This is a genomic window from Sphingomonas sp. CCH21-G11 (genome assembly GCF_001555965.1).
GTDB lineage: Bacteria > Pseudomonadota > Alphaproteobacteria > Sphingomonadales > Sphingomonadaceae > Sphingomonas.
This window is the reverse complement of the sequence record NZ_LSHX01000036.1, coordinates 20445-38366: the sequence shown is the minus strand read 5'-3', so window position 1 is coordinate 38366 and position 17922 is coordinate 20445. Positions and strand designations below refer to the sequence as shown.

General features: G+C 62.5%; 18 protein-coding genes. 4 read left to right on the top strand and 14 right to left on the bottom strand.

Translation table 11 applies throughout. From position 1 onward, the window contains the following. Positions 1–70 precede the first annotated feature (70 nt). Positions 71–571 carry a helix-turn-helix domain-containing protein gene (locus tag AX676_RS10570; protein WP_066478453.1) on the bottom strand — a complete coding sequence of 167 codons (501 nt, stop codon included), beginning with the start codon at positions 569–571 and terminating at the stop codon, positions 71–73. Then, positions 568–948 carry a hypothetical protein gene (locus AX676_RS17830; protein ID WP_156437690.1) on the bottom strand — a complete coding sequence of 127 codons (381 nt, stop codon included), beginning with the start codon at positions 946–948 and terminating at the stop codon, positions 568–570. Before AX676_RS17830 ends, AX676_RS10570 begins: the two co-directional genes overlap by 4 nt. Before the next feature lie 200 nt (positions 949–1148). On the opposite strand from AX676_RS17830, the gene AX676_RS10560 reads away from it, so the two are divergent. From AX676_RS10560 to AX676_RS10545, 4 genes are read left to right on the top strand one after another with little or no spacing between them, the layout of a single operon-like run. Next, positions 1149–2321, top strand: a complete 1173-nt coding sequence (locus AX676_RS10560; protein ID WP_066478442.1) for a hypothetical protein — start codon at positions 1149–1151, stop codon at positions 2319–2321. Between the two features lie 3 nt (positions 2322–2324). Continuing rightward, entirely contained in the window at positions 2325–4598 is a 2274-nt protein-coding gene (locus AX676_RS10555) for a ThiF family adenylyltransferase (RefSeq protein WP_082731098.1), read from the top strand. Further along, complete coding sequence (locus AX676_RS10550) at positions 4595–5281, top strand: hypothetical protein (RefSeq protein ID WP_066478434.1); 687 nt, start codon at positions 4595–4597, stop codon at positions 5279–5281. The genes AX676_RS10555 and AX676_RS10550 overlap by 4 nt, the downstream gene beginning before the upstream one ends. Then, positions 5281–6093 (top strand): ComEC/Rec2 family competence protein, encoded by an 813-nt coding sequence (locus AX676_RS10545; protein ID WP_066478432.1) that lies wholly within the window; start codon positions 5281–5283, stop codon positions 6091–6093. The genes AX676_RS10550 and AX676_RS10545 overlap by 1 nt, the downstream gene beginning before the upstream one ends. 249 nt (positions 6094–6342) lie before the next feature. On the opposite strand, the gene AX676_RS17320 is transcribed toward AX676_RS10545, so the two are convergent. From AX676_RS17320 to AX676_RS10490, 12 genes are read right to left on the bottom strand one after another with little or no spacing between them, the layout of a single operon-like run. Next, on the bottom strand, positions 6343–6885 hold the full coding sequence (locus AX676_RS17320) for a histidine phosphatase family protein (protein ID WP_066773272.1): 543 nt from the start codon (positions 6883–6885) through the stop codon (positions 6343–6345). A 14-nt stretch (positions 6886–6899) separates the two neighbouring features. Next, complete coding sequence (locus AX676_RS10540; protein WP_066478430.1) at positions 6900–7694, bottom strand: adenosylcobinamide-GDP ribazoletransferase; 795 nt, start codon at positions 7692–7694, stop codon at positions 6900–6902. Beyond that, positions 7694–8692, bottom strand: a complete 999-nt coding sequence (cobT, locus tag AX676_RS10535) for a nicotinate-nucleotide--dimethylbenzimidazole phosphoribosyltransferase (RefSeq protein ID WP_066478424.1) — start codon at positions 8690–8692, stop codon at positions 7694–7696. The genes AX676_RS10540 and cobT overlap by 1 nt, the downstream gene beginning before the upstream one ends. Beyond that, positions 8692–9327, bottom strand: a complete 636-nt coding sequence (gene bluB / locus AX676_RS10530) for a 5,6-dimethylbenzimidazole synthase (protein WP_331709240.1) — start codon at positions 9325–9327, stop codon at positions 8692–8694. Before bluB ends, cobT begins: the two co-directional genes overlap by 1 nt. Continuing rightward, entirely contained in the window at positions 9327–10787 is a 1461-nt protein-coding gene (locus AX676_RS10525) for a cobyric acid synthase (protein WP_066478419.1), read from the bottom strand. The genes bluB and AX676_RS10525 overlap by 1 nt, the downstream gene beginning before the upstream one ends. After that, positions 10775–11701, bottom strand: coding sequence for an adenosylcobinamide-phosphate synthase CbiB (cbiB, locus tag AX676_RS10520; RefSeq protein ID WP_197417147.1), 927 nt, complete (start codon positions 11699–11701; stop codon positions 10775–10777). The genes AX676_RS10525 and cbiB overlap by 13 nt, the downstream gene beginning before the upstream one ends. Further along, positions 11698–12468, bottom strand: a complete 771-nt coding sequence (locus AX676_RS10515; RefSeq protein WP_066478414.1) for an ABC transporter ATP-binding protein — start codon at positions 12466–12468, stop codon at positions 11698–11700. The genes cbiB and AX676_RS10515 overlap by 4 nt, the downstream gene beginning before the upstream one ends. Beyond that, positions 12465–13382, bottom strand: a complete 918-nt coding sequence (locus tag AX676_RS10510) for a FecCD family ABC transporter permease (RefSeq protein ID WP_066478538.1) — start codon at positions 13380–13382, stop codon at positions 12465–12467. The genes AX676_RS10515 and AX676_RS10510 overlap by 4 nt, the downstream gene beginning before the upstream one ends. 44 nt (positions 13383–13426) lie before the next feature. After that, positions 13427–14260, bottom strand: coding sequence for an ABC transporter substrate-binding protein (locus tag AX676_RS10505; RefSeq protein ID WP_066478410.1), 834 nt, complete (start codon positions 14258–14260; stop codon positions 13427–13429). Next, positions 14257–14883, bottom strand: a complete 627-nt coding sequence (cobO, locus tag AX676_RS10500) for a cob(I)yrinic acid a,c-diamide adenosyltransferase (RefSeq protein WP_066478407.1) — start codon at positions 14881–14883, stop codon at positions 14257–14259. Before cobO ends, AX676_RS10505 begins: the two co-directional genes overlap by 4 nt. Then, a complete protein-coding gene (locus tag AX676_RS10495) occupies positions 14880–15863 on the bottom strand; it encodes a threonine-phosphate decarboxylase (protein ID WP_066478406.1) in 984 nt (327 codons plus the stop codon). Before AX676_RS10495 ends, cobO begins: the two co-directional genes overlap by 4 nt. A gap of 10 nt (positions 15864–15873) precedes the next feature. Then, a complete protein-coding gene (locus AX676_RS10490) occupies positions 15874–17913 on the bottom strand; it encodes a TonB-dependent receptor plug domain-containing protein (protein ID WP_331709239.1) in 2040 nt (679 codons plus the stop codon). Positions 17914–17922 lie beyond the last annotated feature (9 nt).

Sequence of the window (17922 nt, the reverse complement as noted above, 5' to 3'; positions counted from 1 at the left end):
GCACGAGCAACGAGGCTGTTATAGGTCTGAGGGTCCATTTTATTCGGATCTTGGGGCAATTGAACCACTCCTAACGCGCGCTGGCAAACCGACGTGGTTTGAAAGATTCCGCCTCTTCCGCACGTGCCCATCGGTTGAGCACGGTGCCCGCACACGGCAGGTTGAAGTTCGAATCCACGTGTCCCACGACAATATTCGGCGCCACTTGTAGATCATCAACGATGCCGCTCACCGTCCAACGCTCGTCCCGATGCGCGTCATCACCACGAGCTGTCGCGATCGCCCGCGCATAGGCTTCATGCGTGGTGATGTAGGCTGTCTCACCCAGGTGATGGAAAATGCGGGCGATAGTACGAAGAGTCAGATTTTTGGCTTGATCGCCAAACATTTGGCTTACCCGAGCCTCGGTCACATCGAGCCGCTTCGCCAAATCGCGAGCACGTAGACCCTTGCCGTTCAGAAGCGTTTGAATCTCGGTCTGGACTGCCAAAATCAGATCAGCTTCCGCCTCTTCGATGGCGTAGGTAATTGCGTCGCACGTGGCGGCATTTTCCTCGATCATCTTGGTCATCGTTCCGTTCCCTTCTGTTGTATGCCGTTCTCGAGCGGCAACAGGCTCTGGCGCGGTGCCTCGGGCTGCTGAACGAGTAACGCCACTTCCGAGCTGACACGCACCTCGGTCGTATAGAATGTCTGAAATCGATCGTCGGTACCGCGCCGTCCGATCACCAGGACGCCATCGGCAACGAATTCCTCGAGCCTACCAAAGCCGCCACCCTCGCAGCGGCGGAATGCCTGCTCGGGCATATTGTCGCACCCGGCGCAAAAGCGCTTGAAGGCTGCGACGAGTCTGAGGTGTGCCGATCTCTGGATTTTTGTTCTGAGGGTTTCCCAATCAGACGCGCGAATAGCGATTCGGCGATGCACACCCTCAAATCGCACCTCCATGTGCTCGCTCGGCGTCCGGTCGGCTGAGTCCACATCACCACCTCGCCGCTTAAGTTATTCATTAAGCTGAGCTCCGTCTAGCGCATTCTCTCGCGTGGTCAATCTGCTTGATCTCGGCGGCATACTTAATCTATAAGTAAAGTTAACGCGGTCGCTGGCGGGGGCGATCGGGTTAAGGTTCAGACCGAAAAGGGAATGACATGACGGCTTCGATTATCTTTTTCCCCGTCAACAACGGGGATATGACGCTCGCTACCTTCGACAATGACCAGCAATTGTTGATTGACCTGCATGTCCGCAAGGCGGCGGACGATCCCGATGACGACACGCCCGATGTGATGGCGCAGCTGCGCGAGCACCTCAAGCGCGACGAGAAGAACCGCCCCTATGTCGACGGCTTTCTGCTGAGCCACCCCGACAAGGATCATATCGGCGGATTAGTCAGCCATTTCCATCTCGGTCCGCCCGAGGAGTGGAACAAGGACGACGACAAGATCATCATTCGAGAAATGCTGTCCTCGCCGATCGTTTTCCGCCGGGCATCGACGGAGCATGTGCTGTGCGAAGACGCCAAAGCCTGGGCCAAGGAGGCTCGTCGGCGCGTTAAACTCTACCGCGACACCAAGACGATCGGTGTCGAAGGTAACCGCATCCAGATTTTGGGCGAGGACATCGACGGCAAGACCGACGACATCCTTGGTATCGTCGTCAAGACAGACAGCTTGCTGACGAGCCTGAATCGCGTTTCCGCAGGCGCATTCGAAGCTCGCCTGCTTGCGCCGCTGCCGAAGGGTGACGATGAAGAGGTCGATCAGCTTCTTGCCAAGAACCGCTCGTCGGTCATTCTGCGTTTTTCGATCCGCGGGGCCGGCTATCTCGATAAGTGCCGCTTCCTGTCGGGCGGCGATGCCGAGGTGGCGATTTGGGAACGGCTGTGGGACAAGCATGGCTCTAAAAACGCGGATTGGCTGCAATATGATATCCTTCAGACCCCGCACCATTGTTCGTGGCATAGCTTGAGCTACGACAGTTTTTCGACCTATGGTGAGGACGCGGAGGTTTGCGAGAGCGCTCGCAGCGCGCTTGCTCAGACGCGGAAGGGCGCGATCATCGTGGCCAGCTGCGAGCATATCGACCCGGAGGATGCCGACCCCCCGAGCGACAAGGCCAAGCGCGAATATATCTCTATTGTCGATGGCAAAAAGGACCGCTTCATCTGCGTCGCGGATGTCTGGGAGAATGAGGAGCAGCCGCTTCAATATGACATCGGTTCGAATGGCATTATCAAGGTGGTCAAGAGCGCGGCGAAGGCCGCGGTCACCGCCTTGGGAATCGGCGCCACCGCGGCACAGGCTCGGCCGCACGGAAGCTGAAGGATGTCGGATCGGGCAAGCGCGGACGCAGCTAATCATTTGCTGCGGGTTGCCAGGGAGCACCCGGAATGCGCAGGCGGCAAAGTTCTCGCCGACCTGCGCATTCGTCTCGATATGAAAGTCGAGATGCCACTGCATCTAAAGGCTGACGGCGTCAGTACGACCGGCGTTCGTACCATCGAGCCGGTGACCTTCGTCTTGCCGCCTGGTTACCCATGGCGGTCACCGAGCGTGACCCTACGGCCCGACTTTCCGCGGAGCTTCCCACATCTTCAGCCGGGCTCAGCGACGACCCTTCCGCGCCCCTGTCTTGTCGATGGCAGCCAGGACGAGTTCTTCCTTCAATGGGGCCTCGTCGAATACGGCATTTTCCATCTAATTGAACAGGTGGCGATCTGGCTACGCAAGGCGGCTATCGATGCGCTTATCGATTCGGCGCAGGGATGGGAGCCGATGCTCCGGCGGGATTTGGCGGATGTCATCGCGCTCGATGCCGATTCGGCCCGCCTTGCCGTCACGAAATCGGGCGGTTTTGCCACATGGGACGCTCGCTATTATCGCCGCGGCGAACGCGACGCCCGCGTCACGGTCGCGGCGTCGGCGTTTATCACCAGCGAGGGTAAAGCCGTTCCGCTTCGCCACAAGAGCGACGATGACCAATTTACGGCGTCCCGCGACAAGACCGACGTCACCATCGGCCGAACGGTCGTCGGCATCGTGTGGCCGGACAAGCTTCCCAGTGGCAAGCCGCATGTCAGCGATCGATATTGGCCCGAAGACATCGCGAGCCTTGGCGACCTGCGCGATCGGGCGCTTCAGTTTGGCTGCGAGCGCGGTTTCGAACAGCTGCTTTCCAACATTGAGCGATCCTTCGCCGGCCTCGTGTTGCGTGCGCCGATTCCAATCGGCATTCTGTTATGTGTCAGGCGTCCGGTGCATTTGATCAACTCGGCATCACCGATCGAACTCCTGCCTTATGTCGTCGAAATTCGTCCCGAGCCACGACGCGGATCGCTATTTGCTCAAGGCGACAAGGAGCCGGTGGCGCCGGCAATGCACTATCAGCTTTTGACCGCAGCTCTCCTACGGACCCTGTCCGCCGCGCCCGCCCGGCCGGCTATCGCAATGCTCGGATGCGGCAGCGTTGGGTCGAAACTTGCACTACACGCCGCGCGGGGCGGGCAGGAGGTTGTCGCGGTAAGCGACCAGGGGTCTTTGCGTCCGCATAACATGGCGCGGCATGCCTTGGGGGGGCGACATATCGCCACCGATAAGGCTGAAGCGCTCGCCGAAGAATTGCGCGACCTCAAGCAGCAGCCAGCGGTTTACAATGGGGATATTGCCGCTGCCTTGCGCTTTCCTGCATCGAGGAGGGACATCTTGCCGGCAGCTTCAGAAGCGGTGGTGAACGCGACCGCATCGCTTTCGGTCCGCGAGGCGCTCGTTGGATCGACGCAAGAGCGTGATCGTCCGCGTCTGTTCGAAGCGGCGCTGTTCGGAAAGGGCCGGGTAGCATATCTTCTCGTCGATGGAAAAGGCCATAACCCCAATCATTCGGACCTTATGGCCGAGCTCTATGCGACCATCGACGATAGCGAGACGGCGGCGCTATTGTTCGACCCCGATGAAGGCCTCGCTCAGATACAGATCGGTCAAGGCTGCGGATCTTTGACCATGGCCGTCGACGACGCACAGCTTTCGATGATGACGGCTGCACTGTCGAAGGAGATTGGACGGGCGCTCGATCACCCCGTGAAAGAGGGGGCGATAGTGATTGGGGTCTCTGAGGAGAACTCGCCGGCAACACGCTGGAGCAAACAGGCCGTCCCTTCGTTCGAAACTGTGCTGATCGACGGTAGTGACGGTTGGCAACTCAGGATTTCCCAGCGGGTCGCCAAGCGGATCCGACAAGACGCCAAGCTCTATGGCAATGTCGAAACCGGCGGGATCATGATCGGCTTGAGCAGTGCCCGGCTCAAGACCGTGACGGTCGTTGACCTGCTCGATGCGCCGCCGGACAGCACGCGGTCAGCCAGTCTGTTTCTCCTCGGCACGCAGGGACTTCAGGCGCAAATCAACGATCGCCATGAAGTCAGCGGCCGGACGCTGTTCGATGTAGGCACATGGCATAGCCATTTGGCCGAGCAGGGGCCGTCGCCGACCGATTGGCGCACCGCCGCCGATCTCGCCGCTGGTCGAGCCCCGCCGTCGGTGCTGTTGATCGCCACGCCGACCCGTTTCCATGCGCTCATAGCGAAGAAGGGCGAATCACGATGAAAAGCTGGTTTCCGCTCACCGATTATGAGTTCTACGCTTTCCTTTCCGCGGGGATGATCGTCATCGCCGCTATTGATCTCGCCTTTGGCGGCTCGACGCTGATCACCCGGTCTTCCTGGACAGTGGCGGCCGGGGTCTTCTGGATAGTAATCGCCTATCTGATCGGTCAGCTGCTGGCGGGACCGTCGTCGAGCTTTCTCGAGCATTTGGTCGGCCGCCGCTTCTTCCATCCGCCAGGCGAGGTCCTTCTCGGTTTTGCAACACCCCGTTGGCGCGAAAAGTTGCTCTGCGCGGTTGCAGGCGCCCGTGAATATCAGCCGTTCGCCCCAACGCTCGCCACGTCCATCAAGGATAAGGCCGCAACATTGCTGGGTGGTGTCGTGCCAGCGGATGCGGAGACGGTTTTCCAGATCGCCTTTCCCAAGGCGAGGACTTCGGCTGATACAGCGAGGCGGCTCGATACATTCAGTAACGTCTACGGGATGTGCAGGAATGTAAGCTTCGCGGCTTGTATTGCGGCAGCCGTGCTCGCGACGGCGGCCATCAGACACTGCGATGTGCAGGCCGGATGGTGTGCGGCAGGAGCGGTGGTCCTCGCAGTCGGCATGTTCGGCCGCTTCATGAAATTCTACGCCGCCTATTCGCGCGAGGTGCTGCGGACGTTCAATTCGGTTCAGAGCTGATGAGCACGACCGAGATATTCGATGTCGAACATGGTCAATGCTCGCTGATCACCAGCACGACAGGCGAACATATGCTGATCGACTGCGGTCACAATAGTACTTCGGGCTGGCGACCTTCGAGCCATCTCGCTTCGCGCGGTATCGGCTGGCTCGAGGAACTCATGATCACGAATTGCGATGAAGATCACGCCAGCGATCTCGTCGCTCTTCGCGAGAAGATTGGCATCGGCATTTTATCGCGTAACCCGACGGTGAGCGGAGAAGACCTGCTTCACCTCAAGAGCCAGGGCGGCATGGGGCGTGGCATCGCCGCCCTTGCGGCCATGACGGGCGGCTACACCGAAGCAGTGACCCAGCAGCCCTATTTCGACGGACTGCGGACGACCCAGTTCTGGAACCGCTATCCTGACGACTTCATTGACGAAAATAATCTCAGCCTTGTGTCTATCCTGCGCTGGCCGAAGATCTCGATCTGCTACGCCGGCGATATGGAAGTGGCGGGTTGGAAACGACTACTTCAGCGCCCCGATTTCCGAGCTGCGATGAGCGACATCACCATTCTGGTGGCATCTCATCATGGTCGACAAAATGGCTATTGCGCCGAGCTTTTTGCGCAGACAGGTCTTAATCCCGAAATGATCGTCATTTCGGATAGTGGCATCCAATATGCTTCCCAGGAAACGGTCGCGCTCTACCGCAAGCACGCTCGGGGGTTTCCGCATAATGGTGGCCGGCGGCATGTACTGACGACTCGTCGCGATGGCCGGATCGTGATCGATATGCTGAGTGGGGCTGTGGCTACGTCGCGTTAGAGCGCTATCGTCTATGGCACGCTTTATCGGGATGAACGGACGTCCGAAGTTGGGGATCGCGAAAGCACCGCTGGATGTCGCCTTGTGGGTCTTTTGTATGCAACCTGATATCAACCATCATGGGATCTAGCCTTCGCATCAACCAGACGACCGGAGTCGGCCAGTTGCCGAGCGGCGGATACCTTTGAGACGATAGTGGATCGGCGACCAATGCTGGCGGTTGGTAAGCCGGTTTCCCAGTGGCTACTCTTAACAAAAACCGTCGTTCATGGGTCTTTCCCACGTTTCACCGTATCTCGGCACCAGCGCCAACCACTCATGTTCCGGCAGGCCCGCCGATCTTCCCTGCGCCGCCGCAATCGGCCCGCCATGGGTCACGACGGCGACACGCCGCGCGGTCAATCGGGCGATTGCGTCCAATGTTCGGTCTGCCAGTTCGGTCGTTGTCTCGCCGCCGCCTGGGCGAAAGCTGTCCGGCGCAGTGATCATCCCGTCCATCGCATTGCCGGTGGAGCGGTAGATTGCCAGCCAGCTTTTCCCCTCCCAATCGCCGAAATCACGTTCGCGCCAGTTCGCGTCTGCAATAGCTTCGACCTTTGCGATCGCGGCAATCTGTAGCGCGAGAATCCGCGTTCGACGCAGATTCGAATGGATAACGATATCAGGGCACCACGCGGCGATGGTGGAGGCGAGCGACCTGGCATGGGCAGCGCCGGCACGGCTCAGGCCAACATCGCTGGCACCACAGCAGCGTCCTTTCCAGTGTCGCGCGACCTCGGTGTGACGTACCATCAATAGTGTGGCTGTCATGGCGTGGCCGCGGCGGCAGCCAAAAGAAGCATGAGTTGACCGACATAGGCCGCAAAGCCGAGGCAATCGCCGGTGCTCCCGCCAATCCGGCGGATAAGAAGTGCGCGAAACCAAAGTAGAAAAACCAGGGCAACGGCCAGCCCGCCAATCATCGCGATTGGAGCATGAAGGGTGACAAGGGTCAGAATCGGCAGGGCGACCAGCGACGCAAGGGCCAAGCTGCTCAGACCCACGCCCGCAGCAATATCCTTCGTGAGGCCGGTGCCGCTAGGCGCTTGGGTCACAATGGCCATCAGGGCAACAATCAGCCAACGCCCGAAACAGGCCGAAGCCGTGATGACCAGGGCCGCAGTCAGCCCATCAAATCGCTCCAGCACGGCGATCATCAACGTCGCCCGCAGACTAAGTGCAAGCAGAAGACCGACCGTGCCATAGCTACCGATGCGGCTGTCCTTCATGATGCGGCGCACGTCCTCTGCTGTCTGGCCGCCGCCAAAAGCATCGCAAAAGTCGGCCACGGCATCTTCGTGGAAGGCACCGGTCATTAGCGCTTCGATGGCGAGCGCGAGCAGAACCGCGACGGGTGCTGGCCAGAGTGCCATTGCACCAAGAGTGATCGTTGCAGTGACGGCGCCAATCAGTGCTCCAACCAGCGGAAACCAGCCGACTGCGAGAGTCAGCCCAGCGCGCACCGCCTCTCCCGACAGCCGATCGGTCGCAGTCACCGGCAGCCGCGTCAGGAACTGTAAGGCCAGCAGGGGTGGTGCCCACCATGGGCAGCGGCCGGCCATCAGACGCCTAGGTCCGCCAACCGCGCAACATCGCGCAGTATGGCGGCGGCGCTGTCGAGCAGCGGCAGGGCGACCAATGCGCCGCTGCCTTCGCCCAACCGCATCTGCCATTCGAGCACCGGGGTAAGCCCCAATTGCGCCAGCGCCGCGCGGTGGCCGGGCTCGGCGGACAGATGACCTGCGATCATCGCCGCGCGCGTCCCCGGACAAAGCCGCTCGGCGATCAGCGCGGCGGAAGTAGTGACATAGCCATCGAGCAGCACCGGGATTCCCTGTCGTGCGGCGGCGGCATAGAACCCCGCAATCGCGGCGATCTCTAACCCGGCGATCGCCGCCAGCGCGGCTTTGTCCGTGCGGCCGTCGAGCGCAGCGACCGCAGCGGCGACGATATCTCGCTTGATAGCACGCATCGCAGCATCCGCGCCCGCGCCGCTCCCCGTTGCAGTGTCGGCATTGATCCCGGTCAGCGCATGGGTGAGGCAGGCGGCGGCAGTGGTGTTGCCGATGCCCATTTCGCCCGCAATCAGCAGGCGGTGGCCTGCCTTGATCGCGGCTTGGGCCTCCGCCTCGCCCAGCGCCCAGGCAGAGTTAAACTGGTCCACCGACATCGCCGGGCCTCGGCTGAGGTCCGTCGTGCCGCGTGCGACCGCCGCCGCGTTGAAGTGCGCAGGCCAAGGCGGGCGCGGTGGCTGCGCCATCCCCGCATCGACCACCCGGACATCGACGCCATTGGTCTGCGCGAGCGCGGTGCTGCTCGCTTTGCCGCGCAGGATCGTCTCGACCATCGCGGTGGTCACCGTCGAGGGCCAGAGTGTCACGCCCTGGGCGACCACGCCATGATCGGCGGCAAACAGCACAAGGCGGCGCGGGCGAGTAAGGGGGGTGAGCGACTGGCTGGCCATGGCCAGTTCGACCGCTAACGCCTCCAGCCGTCCCAAGCTGCCGACCGGTTTGGCAAGCGAATCGAGCCGGGCCTGAATGTCTTCGCGGGTGATCATCAGCGCTCCAGCCGGATGGTGTCGGCAGCGAGACGGTCCTGCCAGCCATGCCGGACCAGCTCGGGCGTCTCACTCTGGCGCTCGGGATAGCCCAAGCACAGCAAAGCGATAAAGCGCCAATGCGCAGGCACATCAAGCAGTGCGTTCATACCCGCAGGCTCGATGATCGACACCCAGCCAAGCCCGACCCCATGCGCGCGGGCGGTGAGCCACACGGTGTGCACCGCGGTCACCACCGACCAGCACAGGGTTTCGGGCATCGTCGCGCGGCCAAGGCCGTGGCCTGCCTCTCCCTGCTCGTCGCAGAACACCGCGACGATCTCGGGCGCCTCGCGCAGACCGTGGAGCTTGAGTTTATCGTAAAGCGCCTTTCGCTCGCCAGAATAGCTCTCGCCAGCGTCAAGCTTTTGCGCATCGACTTCAGAGATAAGGGCAGCGCGGCGGTCGGGCGAGACGACGAGGACGAAGCGCCAGGGCTGCGCGTTACCTACAGAGGGCCCATGACAGGCGGCATCGAGCAGCGTGCCTAGCAGACCTTCGGGCAGAGGGCGGGTGTCAAAATGCCGCACATCGCGGCGCCAAGCCAGCAGGCTGTTGAGCTGCTCGCGAAAAGCCGCGTCGAAGGTTGTTCCTATTATGGCCTGTGCCCCGCAATTTCCAGCAGCCGCGCGATATCGACATGCTGTTCCAGCCCAGCCGCCACCGAGTCGAGCGCTTGATCGACGCGGTGCTCCTGCGCCACGCCATCGCTTTGCACACCCAGCCGCACCAGCCAGGCGCTGCGCTGGGCGGGGTGATCGAACAACCGGTGGATATAGCAGCCTGCAATCCGCCCATCGGCGCTGACCACGCCGTCGTGCGTGCTATCAGCAAGCCTCAGCAACGGCTGCACCTGTGCCAGCGCTGACGTCCGCCCGACATGGATTTCATAACCCGCAAAAGCCGCACCTTCGCGCAGACTCGTGCCGGTGACATCGACCACGCGCTTGTCTCCGGTCAGCCGGGTAGTGACGGGCAGATAACCCAACCCCGACACGGTCTCCGGCGAACCCTCAACGCCATCGGGGTCCTCGATCGTCTGGCCGAGCATCTGATAACCGCCGCAAATGCCGAGCAAGCCGCCCCCGCGCCGGACATGCGCGGCGATGTCGATATCCCAGCCCTGCACACGCAGGAAAGCGAGGTCGGCGATCGTCGCCTTGGTGCCGGGCAGAATGATCAGCCCGGCGTCCGCCGGGATTGGCTGGCCGGGCTGCACGAAGACAAGCCGGACGGCGGGCTCGTGGATCAGCGGATCGAAATCGTCGAAATTGGCGATGCGCGAGAGCATCGGTACAGCGATGGTGACGACGCCGCCTGTTGCCACCGCCGTATCGAGCACTACCGCATCCTCTGCGGGTAGCTGACGTGCAGCGGCGATCCACGGCACCACGCCCAGTCCCGGCCAGCCAGTGCGCCGCGCGATCTCGGCATAGCCATCGTCGAACAGGCGCGGATCGCCGCGAAACTTGTTGATCAGGAAGCCCCTGATCATTGCGGCGTCATCCGGATCGATGACCGCTTGGGTCCCAACGATCGAGGCGATCACGCCGCCGCGATCAATGTCGCCGACAAGGACGACTGGCACCCCCGCCGCGCGCGCGAAGCCCATATTGGCAATGTCGCCGCGCCGCAGATTGATCTCCGCCGGGCTGCCCGCGCCCTCGACAATCACGAGGTCGGCGCGCCCGCACAGCCGGGCATAGCTCGCCATCACGGCGTCTAGCAGCGCGCCCTTTTGATCCTGATAATCGCCCGCACCCCATTGGCCGATGACGCGGCCGTGGACGACGACTTGCGCGCCCTTGTCAGATTGCGGCTTGATCAGCACCGGGTTCATGTCGGTGCTTGGCGGGACGCGACACGCAAGCGCCTGGAGGGCTTGCGCGCGGCCAATCTCGCCACCATCCTCGGTTACGGCGGCGTTGTTGGACATATTCTGCGGCTTGAACGGCAGGACATTCAGGCCGCGATTGGCGAACAGGCGGCAAAGCCCGGCGACCAGCACCGATTTGCCGACATCCGAGCCGGTGCCCTGCAGCATCAGCACAGCCATGCGATGCCCCCGACGGTGATCCAGAGCAGCAGGCAAGCATGGCGATACAGCGCCAGCGCCCTTGCCAGATCGGCAACGTCCGGCGCGGGGCCATCACCGAGCCAGGCTCGGTCGCTCGGTTCGCCCGCATAGCGCACCGGACCGCCAAGACGGCGCCCCAGCACACCAGCCATCGCCGCTTCGGGCCAACCGCCATTGGGCGAGGCGTGCTTGCCGGCATCGCGCCACATCACCGCCAGCCCGCCACGCCCGGCAGCCGTGAGCAGCAACCCCGAAAGGCGTGCTGGAACCAGCATCATCAGATCATCGGCACGCGCAGCGGCCCAGCCGAAGTCACGGTAGCGTGCGTCACGATGCCCGATCATCGAATCGGCCGTATTAATCGCCTTGCAGATCAGCAATCCGGGCAACCCGGCAATGAGGAACCAGAAGGCCGGCGCAACGACGCCATCGCAAAAGCTTTCGGCAAGACTCTCGATCGCCGCAACGCTGACGCCATTCTCGTCGAGCGCCTGTGTATCGCGCCCGACAATAGCCGATACCGCGACACGGGCGGCGGGCAGGTCGCCGGCGGCGAGGGACCGGACAACCGCTGCGACATGATCGTGAAGGCTGCGCTGCGCCAGCCCGGAGGTCGCCGCGAGGACGAGCAAGATAACCGCCCACCCATCATCGAGCGCAGCCACGACAGCCCAGCCAATACCGCCCGATACCGCGATGATGACGCCAACGGCCGCGACCCCCATTGCCCTTCGCCGTCCGGCCGATCCGATGTTCCAATCGCCTTCCAACCGCGCGATCAACGCGCCCGTCCAGCTCACGGGATGCCCGATCGCGGCAAACAGCCACGCCGGATAGCCGATCACCGCCTCTGTCATCAGTGCGGCAAATAGTAAGGCTGCGCGATCGGTCACGCGCGACCTGTGGCAATCAGGAACCGTTGCCCGTCGGGCGTGTGTCCGACAAAGGCCGACACGCCATATGTCTCGTCGATGCGATCTGGTGTCAGTACGGCATCCGGCGTACCGTGCGCGATCACGCGCCCGCTCCGCATAAGTAGAACCTCATCGGCCACGCGTGCTGCCTGATTGAGATCGTGGAGGACGACAATGACCCCGGCGCCTTGCCGCGCGATAGACCGGAGGCAATCGAGAACATCGAGCTGATGCGCCGGGTCAAGGCTCGCCAGCGGTTCGTCGGCAAGCAGCCATTCCGGCGTGCCCGCGAGTACGCGCGCAAGCAAGGCGCGGCCCCGCTCGCCACCTGACAATGTGTTGACGATGCGTCCCGCGAGGCCCGTCACGTCGGTCGCGGCCATGGCGGCGGCGATCGCGGTCCGATCCGCATCATTGGCGCCCCAGCGCCCGCGGTGGGGAAAGCGGCCAAGCGCAACCAGTGTCTCGACATCGACATCCCAGTGAACATCCGCGGTCTGCGGCAGATAGCCGATCCTGCGCGCAAGGTCGCGGCGATAGATCTGCGCACGCGATGTTCCGTCCAGATCTACGGTCCCGCTATCGGGCAGGTGAAGTCCGACAAGGCAACTGAGCAGGCTCGATTTCCCCGCACCGTTGGGGCCGAGAATGGCAGTAACGCGGCCCCGTTCAAAGCATGTATCCACGCGGTCGAGCACCTGTGTGCCACCGAGCATCAGCGAGAGGTGACGCGTGATCAGGCTCATGGCAATTGCCGCCGCATCCGGAGGAGGAGCACCAGGAAGAAGGGGCCCCCCAGCATCGACATGGCGATGCCGAGGCGCAACTCGCTGACGGTGGGTGCGGCGCGCACGACGCTGTCGGCAACCACCAGCAGCAGGGCGCCAGCGATCGCCGAAGGCAGCAACACAGCCGATGGCCGATGGCCGACAAAGGGGCGGACGAGATGCGGCACGATCAGGCCGACAAAGCCGATGATCCCGGCCGCCGCCACCGACGCGCCGACGCACAGCCCCACGCCGCCGATGATCAGTAGCTGCAGGCGCAACGGATCTACCCCCATCGATCGAGCGGCGGGCTCTCCTAGTGTGAGCACATCAAGTGAGCGCGCGGTCGCCGCGAGCAGCGCGATACCGATTGCGATCAGTGGCAGGGCGATCGTTACATCATCCCAGCTCCGATCGGTCAAAGCTCCCATCAGCCAGGTCACGATCTGCGATGTCGCGAAAGGTGTCGGTGCCAGACTGATTGCCAGCGCGGTCATCGACCCCGCAATACTGGACAGGATCACGCCGCCGAGCGTGAAGACGATTAAGCTGCCCGACCGGCCGATAAGCAGCGCGAGCAACGCCATCGCTGCCGCCGCCCCGGTCAGCGCAAAGGTTGGCAATAGCCATGCCTGCGCGCCATAGCCGAAGAATAGCGAGATAACGGCGCCAAGTGCAGCGCCTGATGAAACGCCGAACAGGCCGGGATCCGCCAGCGGATTGCGAAGATAGCCCTGCATCGCCGCGCCCGACATGCCAAGTGCAGCACCGACCAAAGCCGCCAGCAACGTCCGTGGCAGGCGCAATTCCATGATGATCAACGCGCGCGGGTCATCGCTGCCGAGGATCGCGGGCGGGACCCAGACTTTACCCGCGATCAAGGACAGCAGCATCGCCGCGACGAGCGCGAGCGTTAGTGCACAGGTCACCCGCGCCGTCACAGGCTTCGCCTCGCCTTGGCCAGTTCAGCGACTGCATCGATAATCGTCGGCCCGCCGCAGTGCAGCAACCGTTCCGGATAGGGGCGGAGCGCTATAGTGCGGGATAGCTGCCGCACGACTGGATGGCCCACCATGCGGTCCGAGACGGTCGCATCACCGACCGTAAGCAGCACGCGCGGTGGGTTGGCGACGAGATATTCGAGCGACAGCACATCCCATTTCTTCAGGCCGTAATCACCGCTCAGATTGCTAAAACCGGCGCTCCGCAGCAAGACGCTGGCCAGCGTGCCGTCTCCCGGCACCAGTCCGCCGCCCTGCCAGATAAGCGCCGGGATCGTCGGCTGCGTTGTGCGCGCGGCTGCAATCGCGGCATCGATCCGCGCGTTCAACCGCTTGCCGCGTTCGGCATGGCCAATGGCGGTTGCGATTTTACTGATTTGGTCGCGATTCTCAGCGATGGTTTCCGGCACGCTGAGTTGCAACAAGGCGATGTGCATCCGTTTGAGTGCCGCGATGGTCGACGGCGCGACATGAGCGCCAGCAATGACCAGATCGGGCGCGAGCGCGACCACTTCCTCCGCCGTGCCCGACGTTGCCTTGAACTGCATCGCCTGCGCGATCGGGATGGAGGTGGCGCGCGGATCCTGCGAATAATGGCTGATGCCCGCAATCTGGCTGCGGTCGGCGACGTGCATCAGGATCGAGTCCACACACGGATTGATCGATACGATGCGCAGGCCGTTGGCACCGCTTTTGTGCCCGGGCGATGCGCTGGGGACCGCGCACGACGTTACCGCCAACGCCAGCATGCAGGCAAATATGCGGATCAATATTCGACCCCCTTTTGCGCCTTGAACCCGGCCTTGAACGGGTGCTTCACCTCCTGAAATTCGGTCACAAGATCGGCGATCTCCAGCAGTTCCGGCTTCGCGTTCCGCCCGGTGATGCAGATATGCTTGGTCAGCGGTCGGTCACGCAGAAAATCCACGATCTCGGCGATGGGCAGCGTATCATCGCGCAGGACGATGTTGAGTTCATCGAGGATAATGAACTCGTAATCTGGGTCGAGAATTAGCTCTTTTGACCGCGTCCAAGCCGCTTGTGCCGCTTCGATGTCGCGGGCGCGATCCTGCGTGTCCCAGGTGAAGCCTTCGCCCATGACCTCGAAGGTCAATAAATCGGGATTGGCCTGGAAGAAGGTCTTCTCGCCCGTTTCCCAGCTGCCCTTCACATATTGGACAATGCCGACCTTCATGCCCCAGCCTAGACTGCGGATTGCCATGCCAAAGGCGGAGGAGGATTTACCTTTGCCATTGCCGGTATGGACGATCAGCAGGCCGCGTTCGAGCGTATGCCGCGCCTGAATACGGGCGCGGGCAGCCTGCACGCGCTTCATGCGAGCATTGTGGGAGGTAAAATCCGTTTCGGGGGCGGGTGCTTCGGGGTCGGTCATGTCATCCTCGCAGTCTGAAGGGCTTGTTTGAGCCGCGCGGTGTCGGTTTCGGTCGATGGCAGGCCGACGCGCAGGCGGCGCGGATCGTCGGCAAAGGGTCGCGTCAGGATAGCGCTGCGTGCCAGCTGCTCGAACACCCCCGCTGCGTTGGGCGTGTCGACCAGCCGGAAGCAGGGTGTGCCGCCCGCAATCGCAAAACCGGCCTCGCTCAGCACTTCGTCGAGTCGCACCGCTGCATCACTCAGCCGACGTCGTTGGGCCGTTTGCCAGGCAAGGTCGCGATAGGCAGCTGTACCGATGGCGATCGCGGGGCCGGAGATCGGCCAGTCACCAAGCATCTGCCGCAACGATGCTGCAAAAACCGGCGGCGCGATGACGAAGCCGAGCCGCAAGCCTGCCAGCCCGAAAAACTTGCCGAACGATCGCAGCACGATGGTGCGAGGCCATTTCGCCGCAGCGATCCCCGGCTCTGTCCCGGCATCGGCGAACGCCTCATCGACGATCAGCCAGCCACCCTTTGTGCCCAGGAGCCGCGCTGCGTCGGCAAGCCGCTCGCGGTCGATTATCGCGCCGTCGGGATTATTGGGACGGGCAAGGACGAGCACATCATGTTGCTCGGCGGCAAGATCGGTTAGCAAAACCGAGTCTGGCCACATCGCTTGATGCCCGGCATAACCCGGACCAAGAATGGCGGGTGTTCGCGCCGGGATTAATCGGCCGATCAACCGCAGTGCAATGTCGCTGCCCGGCACCGCGACCGTCGCGGCCGGATCGCTCCCGAACACCGCCGCCGCGGCGGCCTCAAGCGCGGTCAGCGCGCCCGGCTCGGGCAACCGGCGCAGAGCCTCGGCATCGACCGCTGCGGGGTAGGCCCACGGACCTATTCCGGTCGACAGATCGATCCATTCAAGATGCGTCGGGAATTGCGCCCGCGCCAGCGCCAGCCGCCCGCCATGGACGGTAAAGGACGCGGTGGTCATTGCTGCCCCATCAATAAGTGAACCGCGCGCCGACATAAGCAGCGCGACCTAGCTGCCCAAAGCGGAAAGCGGTTTCATAGCGCTCGTCGAACAGGTTTTCGATTCGGCCATAAAGCGCGATGCGCGGGGTTACCGGATAGGACAGGCGTACATCGGCCAACACATAGCCCTGTAGCTTGCGGCTGTTGCTGGCATTGTCGAAGCTGGTGCCGACATGGGTCAGCGTGGCCCCGGTCGTGAGCCCGACCCCCCAACTATAATCGATCAGCACCGTCGCGCTATGCTGTGGCCGGCGTACCAGAAACTTGCCGAAATTGGCGCTGCCCGATGACCGATTGACGGCGTTCGTATAGGTGTAATTGGCCTGCACGCGCAGCGTCTCGATCGGGCGCAACGCCAGGCTGATTTCGATCCCATCTGCCAGCGCTTGCGCCACATTGTCGTAGGTGCCCGACGCTCGATTGGTGCAAATGCCCGTCAATGGCGGCACGCAAGAAATGAAGTTGATCAGGTCGGTGCTGTTGCGCCTGAAATAGGTGATCCCGGCTTCAAGTCTGCCGCCCAGCGCGCGTTCGGTGATGCCTGCATCCCATCCCGTGGCGCGTTCGGGGCGTAGCGCCTGATTGCCGAAATTGCTCTGTAGCTGGAACAACGATGGTGCCTTGAAGCCCTCCGCATAGCTGGCGCGAAGGGTCAGACCAGTTCCAGAAAGCCGAAACACACCGCTTGCGCCAAATGTGGTTGCCCCGCCGAAACGGTCATGATCGTCCTGTCGCACCCCGCCAGTCAGCGTCAGGTCGGCAACCGGCGTCGCCACCAGCTGGCCATAGACACTGTCCAGTCGCGCCCGACCAATGGACGGCGCGGCGCCAAAGCTGGACGAAATGAAGCGCGAAGTCTCGCGCTCCAGCCCGGCCGTCGCCTGCCAGCCGTCGGCAATCTCGAAAATCCCCTGATATTCCAGCCGTTCGTTGCGGCCCTTTGCGGCAAATGTCTCGGTGCCGCGATCATCATTGCGGCGGCGTGTGTCGGTGTAGGCAAAGCCTAGACGATTACGGAATCGACCACTAAAAAAGGCTGCGTTGCCACCGGCGTAGCCCACGATTTCCCTCGTTTTCGCGATCTCCCTCGTATCGGCAAAAGTAAAGCTCGGTGCCGGAAAGCCGTCAATCCCAACGGTGCCATTCGAATACCAGCCGCGCGCATCGAGCGAAAACTGGTCGCTCAGCGCCAGCTTCAGATTGGCGTTGGCCCCGTAATTTTCATATCCGTCGCGTTCCGCGCCGCCGCGAGCTTCGCTAAAGGTCGAGATGCCATCGGTGCGCAGATAGCCGCCGCCGCCGCTCGCCGAGAGCGACCCCAGCTTGCCAGAGATATTGCCGACCAGTTGCCCAGTGTTGCGATAGCCATATTCGGCGCGCGCGTTGATCGCCAGGGCGTCGGTTGGTGGCCGGGTGATCATGTTGATGACCCCTCCAATTGCTTGACTGCCCCACAGCACCGATTGCGATCCGCGCAGCACCTCGATCCGATCGATATTGCCGACCAGGAGATTGCCGAAATTAAAGCCGCCGCCTGGGGACGACGGATCGTTGAGCTTGACGCCGTCGATCAATGTCACGGTCTGGTCGCTCTCGGCGCCACGGATGAACACTCCCGTCGCCGTGCCAATGCCGCCGTTGCGAACAATCGAAACGCCGGGCAGCGTGCGCAGAATATCGACAACAGTTGCTGTCTGGCGACGGGCGATTTCTGCGGCATCGACGACGCTGACTGACTGGCCGACGCGTGACAGCGGTTGTGCGGTGCGGTTGGCGGTGACGACGATCGCTTCGTCGCTTTCCGGCTCTGGCGCTTCACCGGCATAGGCGGGCGAGGACAGGCTGATTGCGCTTAGCAGAGCAACAAATGGGTAACGCATGGAACCTCCTTTTTGAACAAAGCGAGGTTGCACGCGCCAGCGGCACGGACTCACGTAGAGCGAAATGGTCTGAACCCTCACGCGCGCCACCTCCATCGATGTCGTCACGCGAGGTTTTCCCCCGATCATGCCAAACAC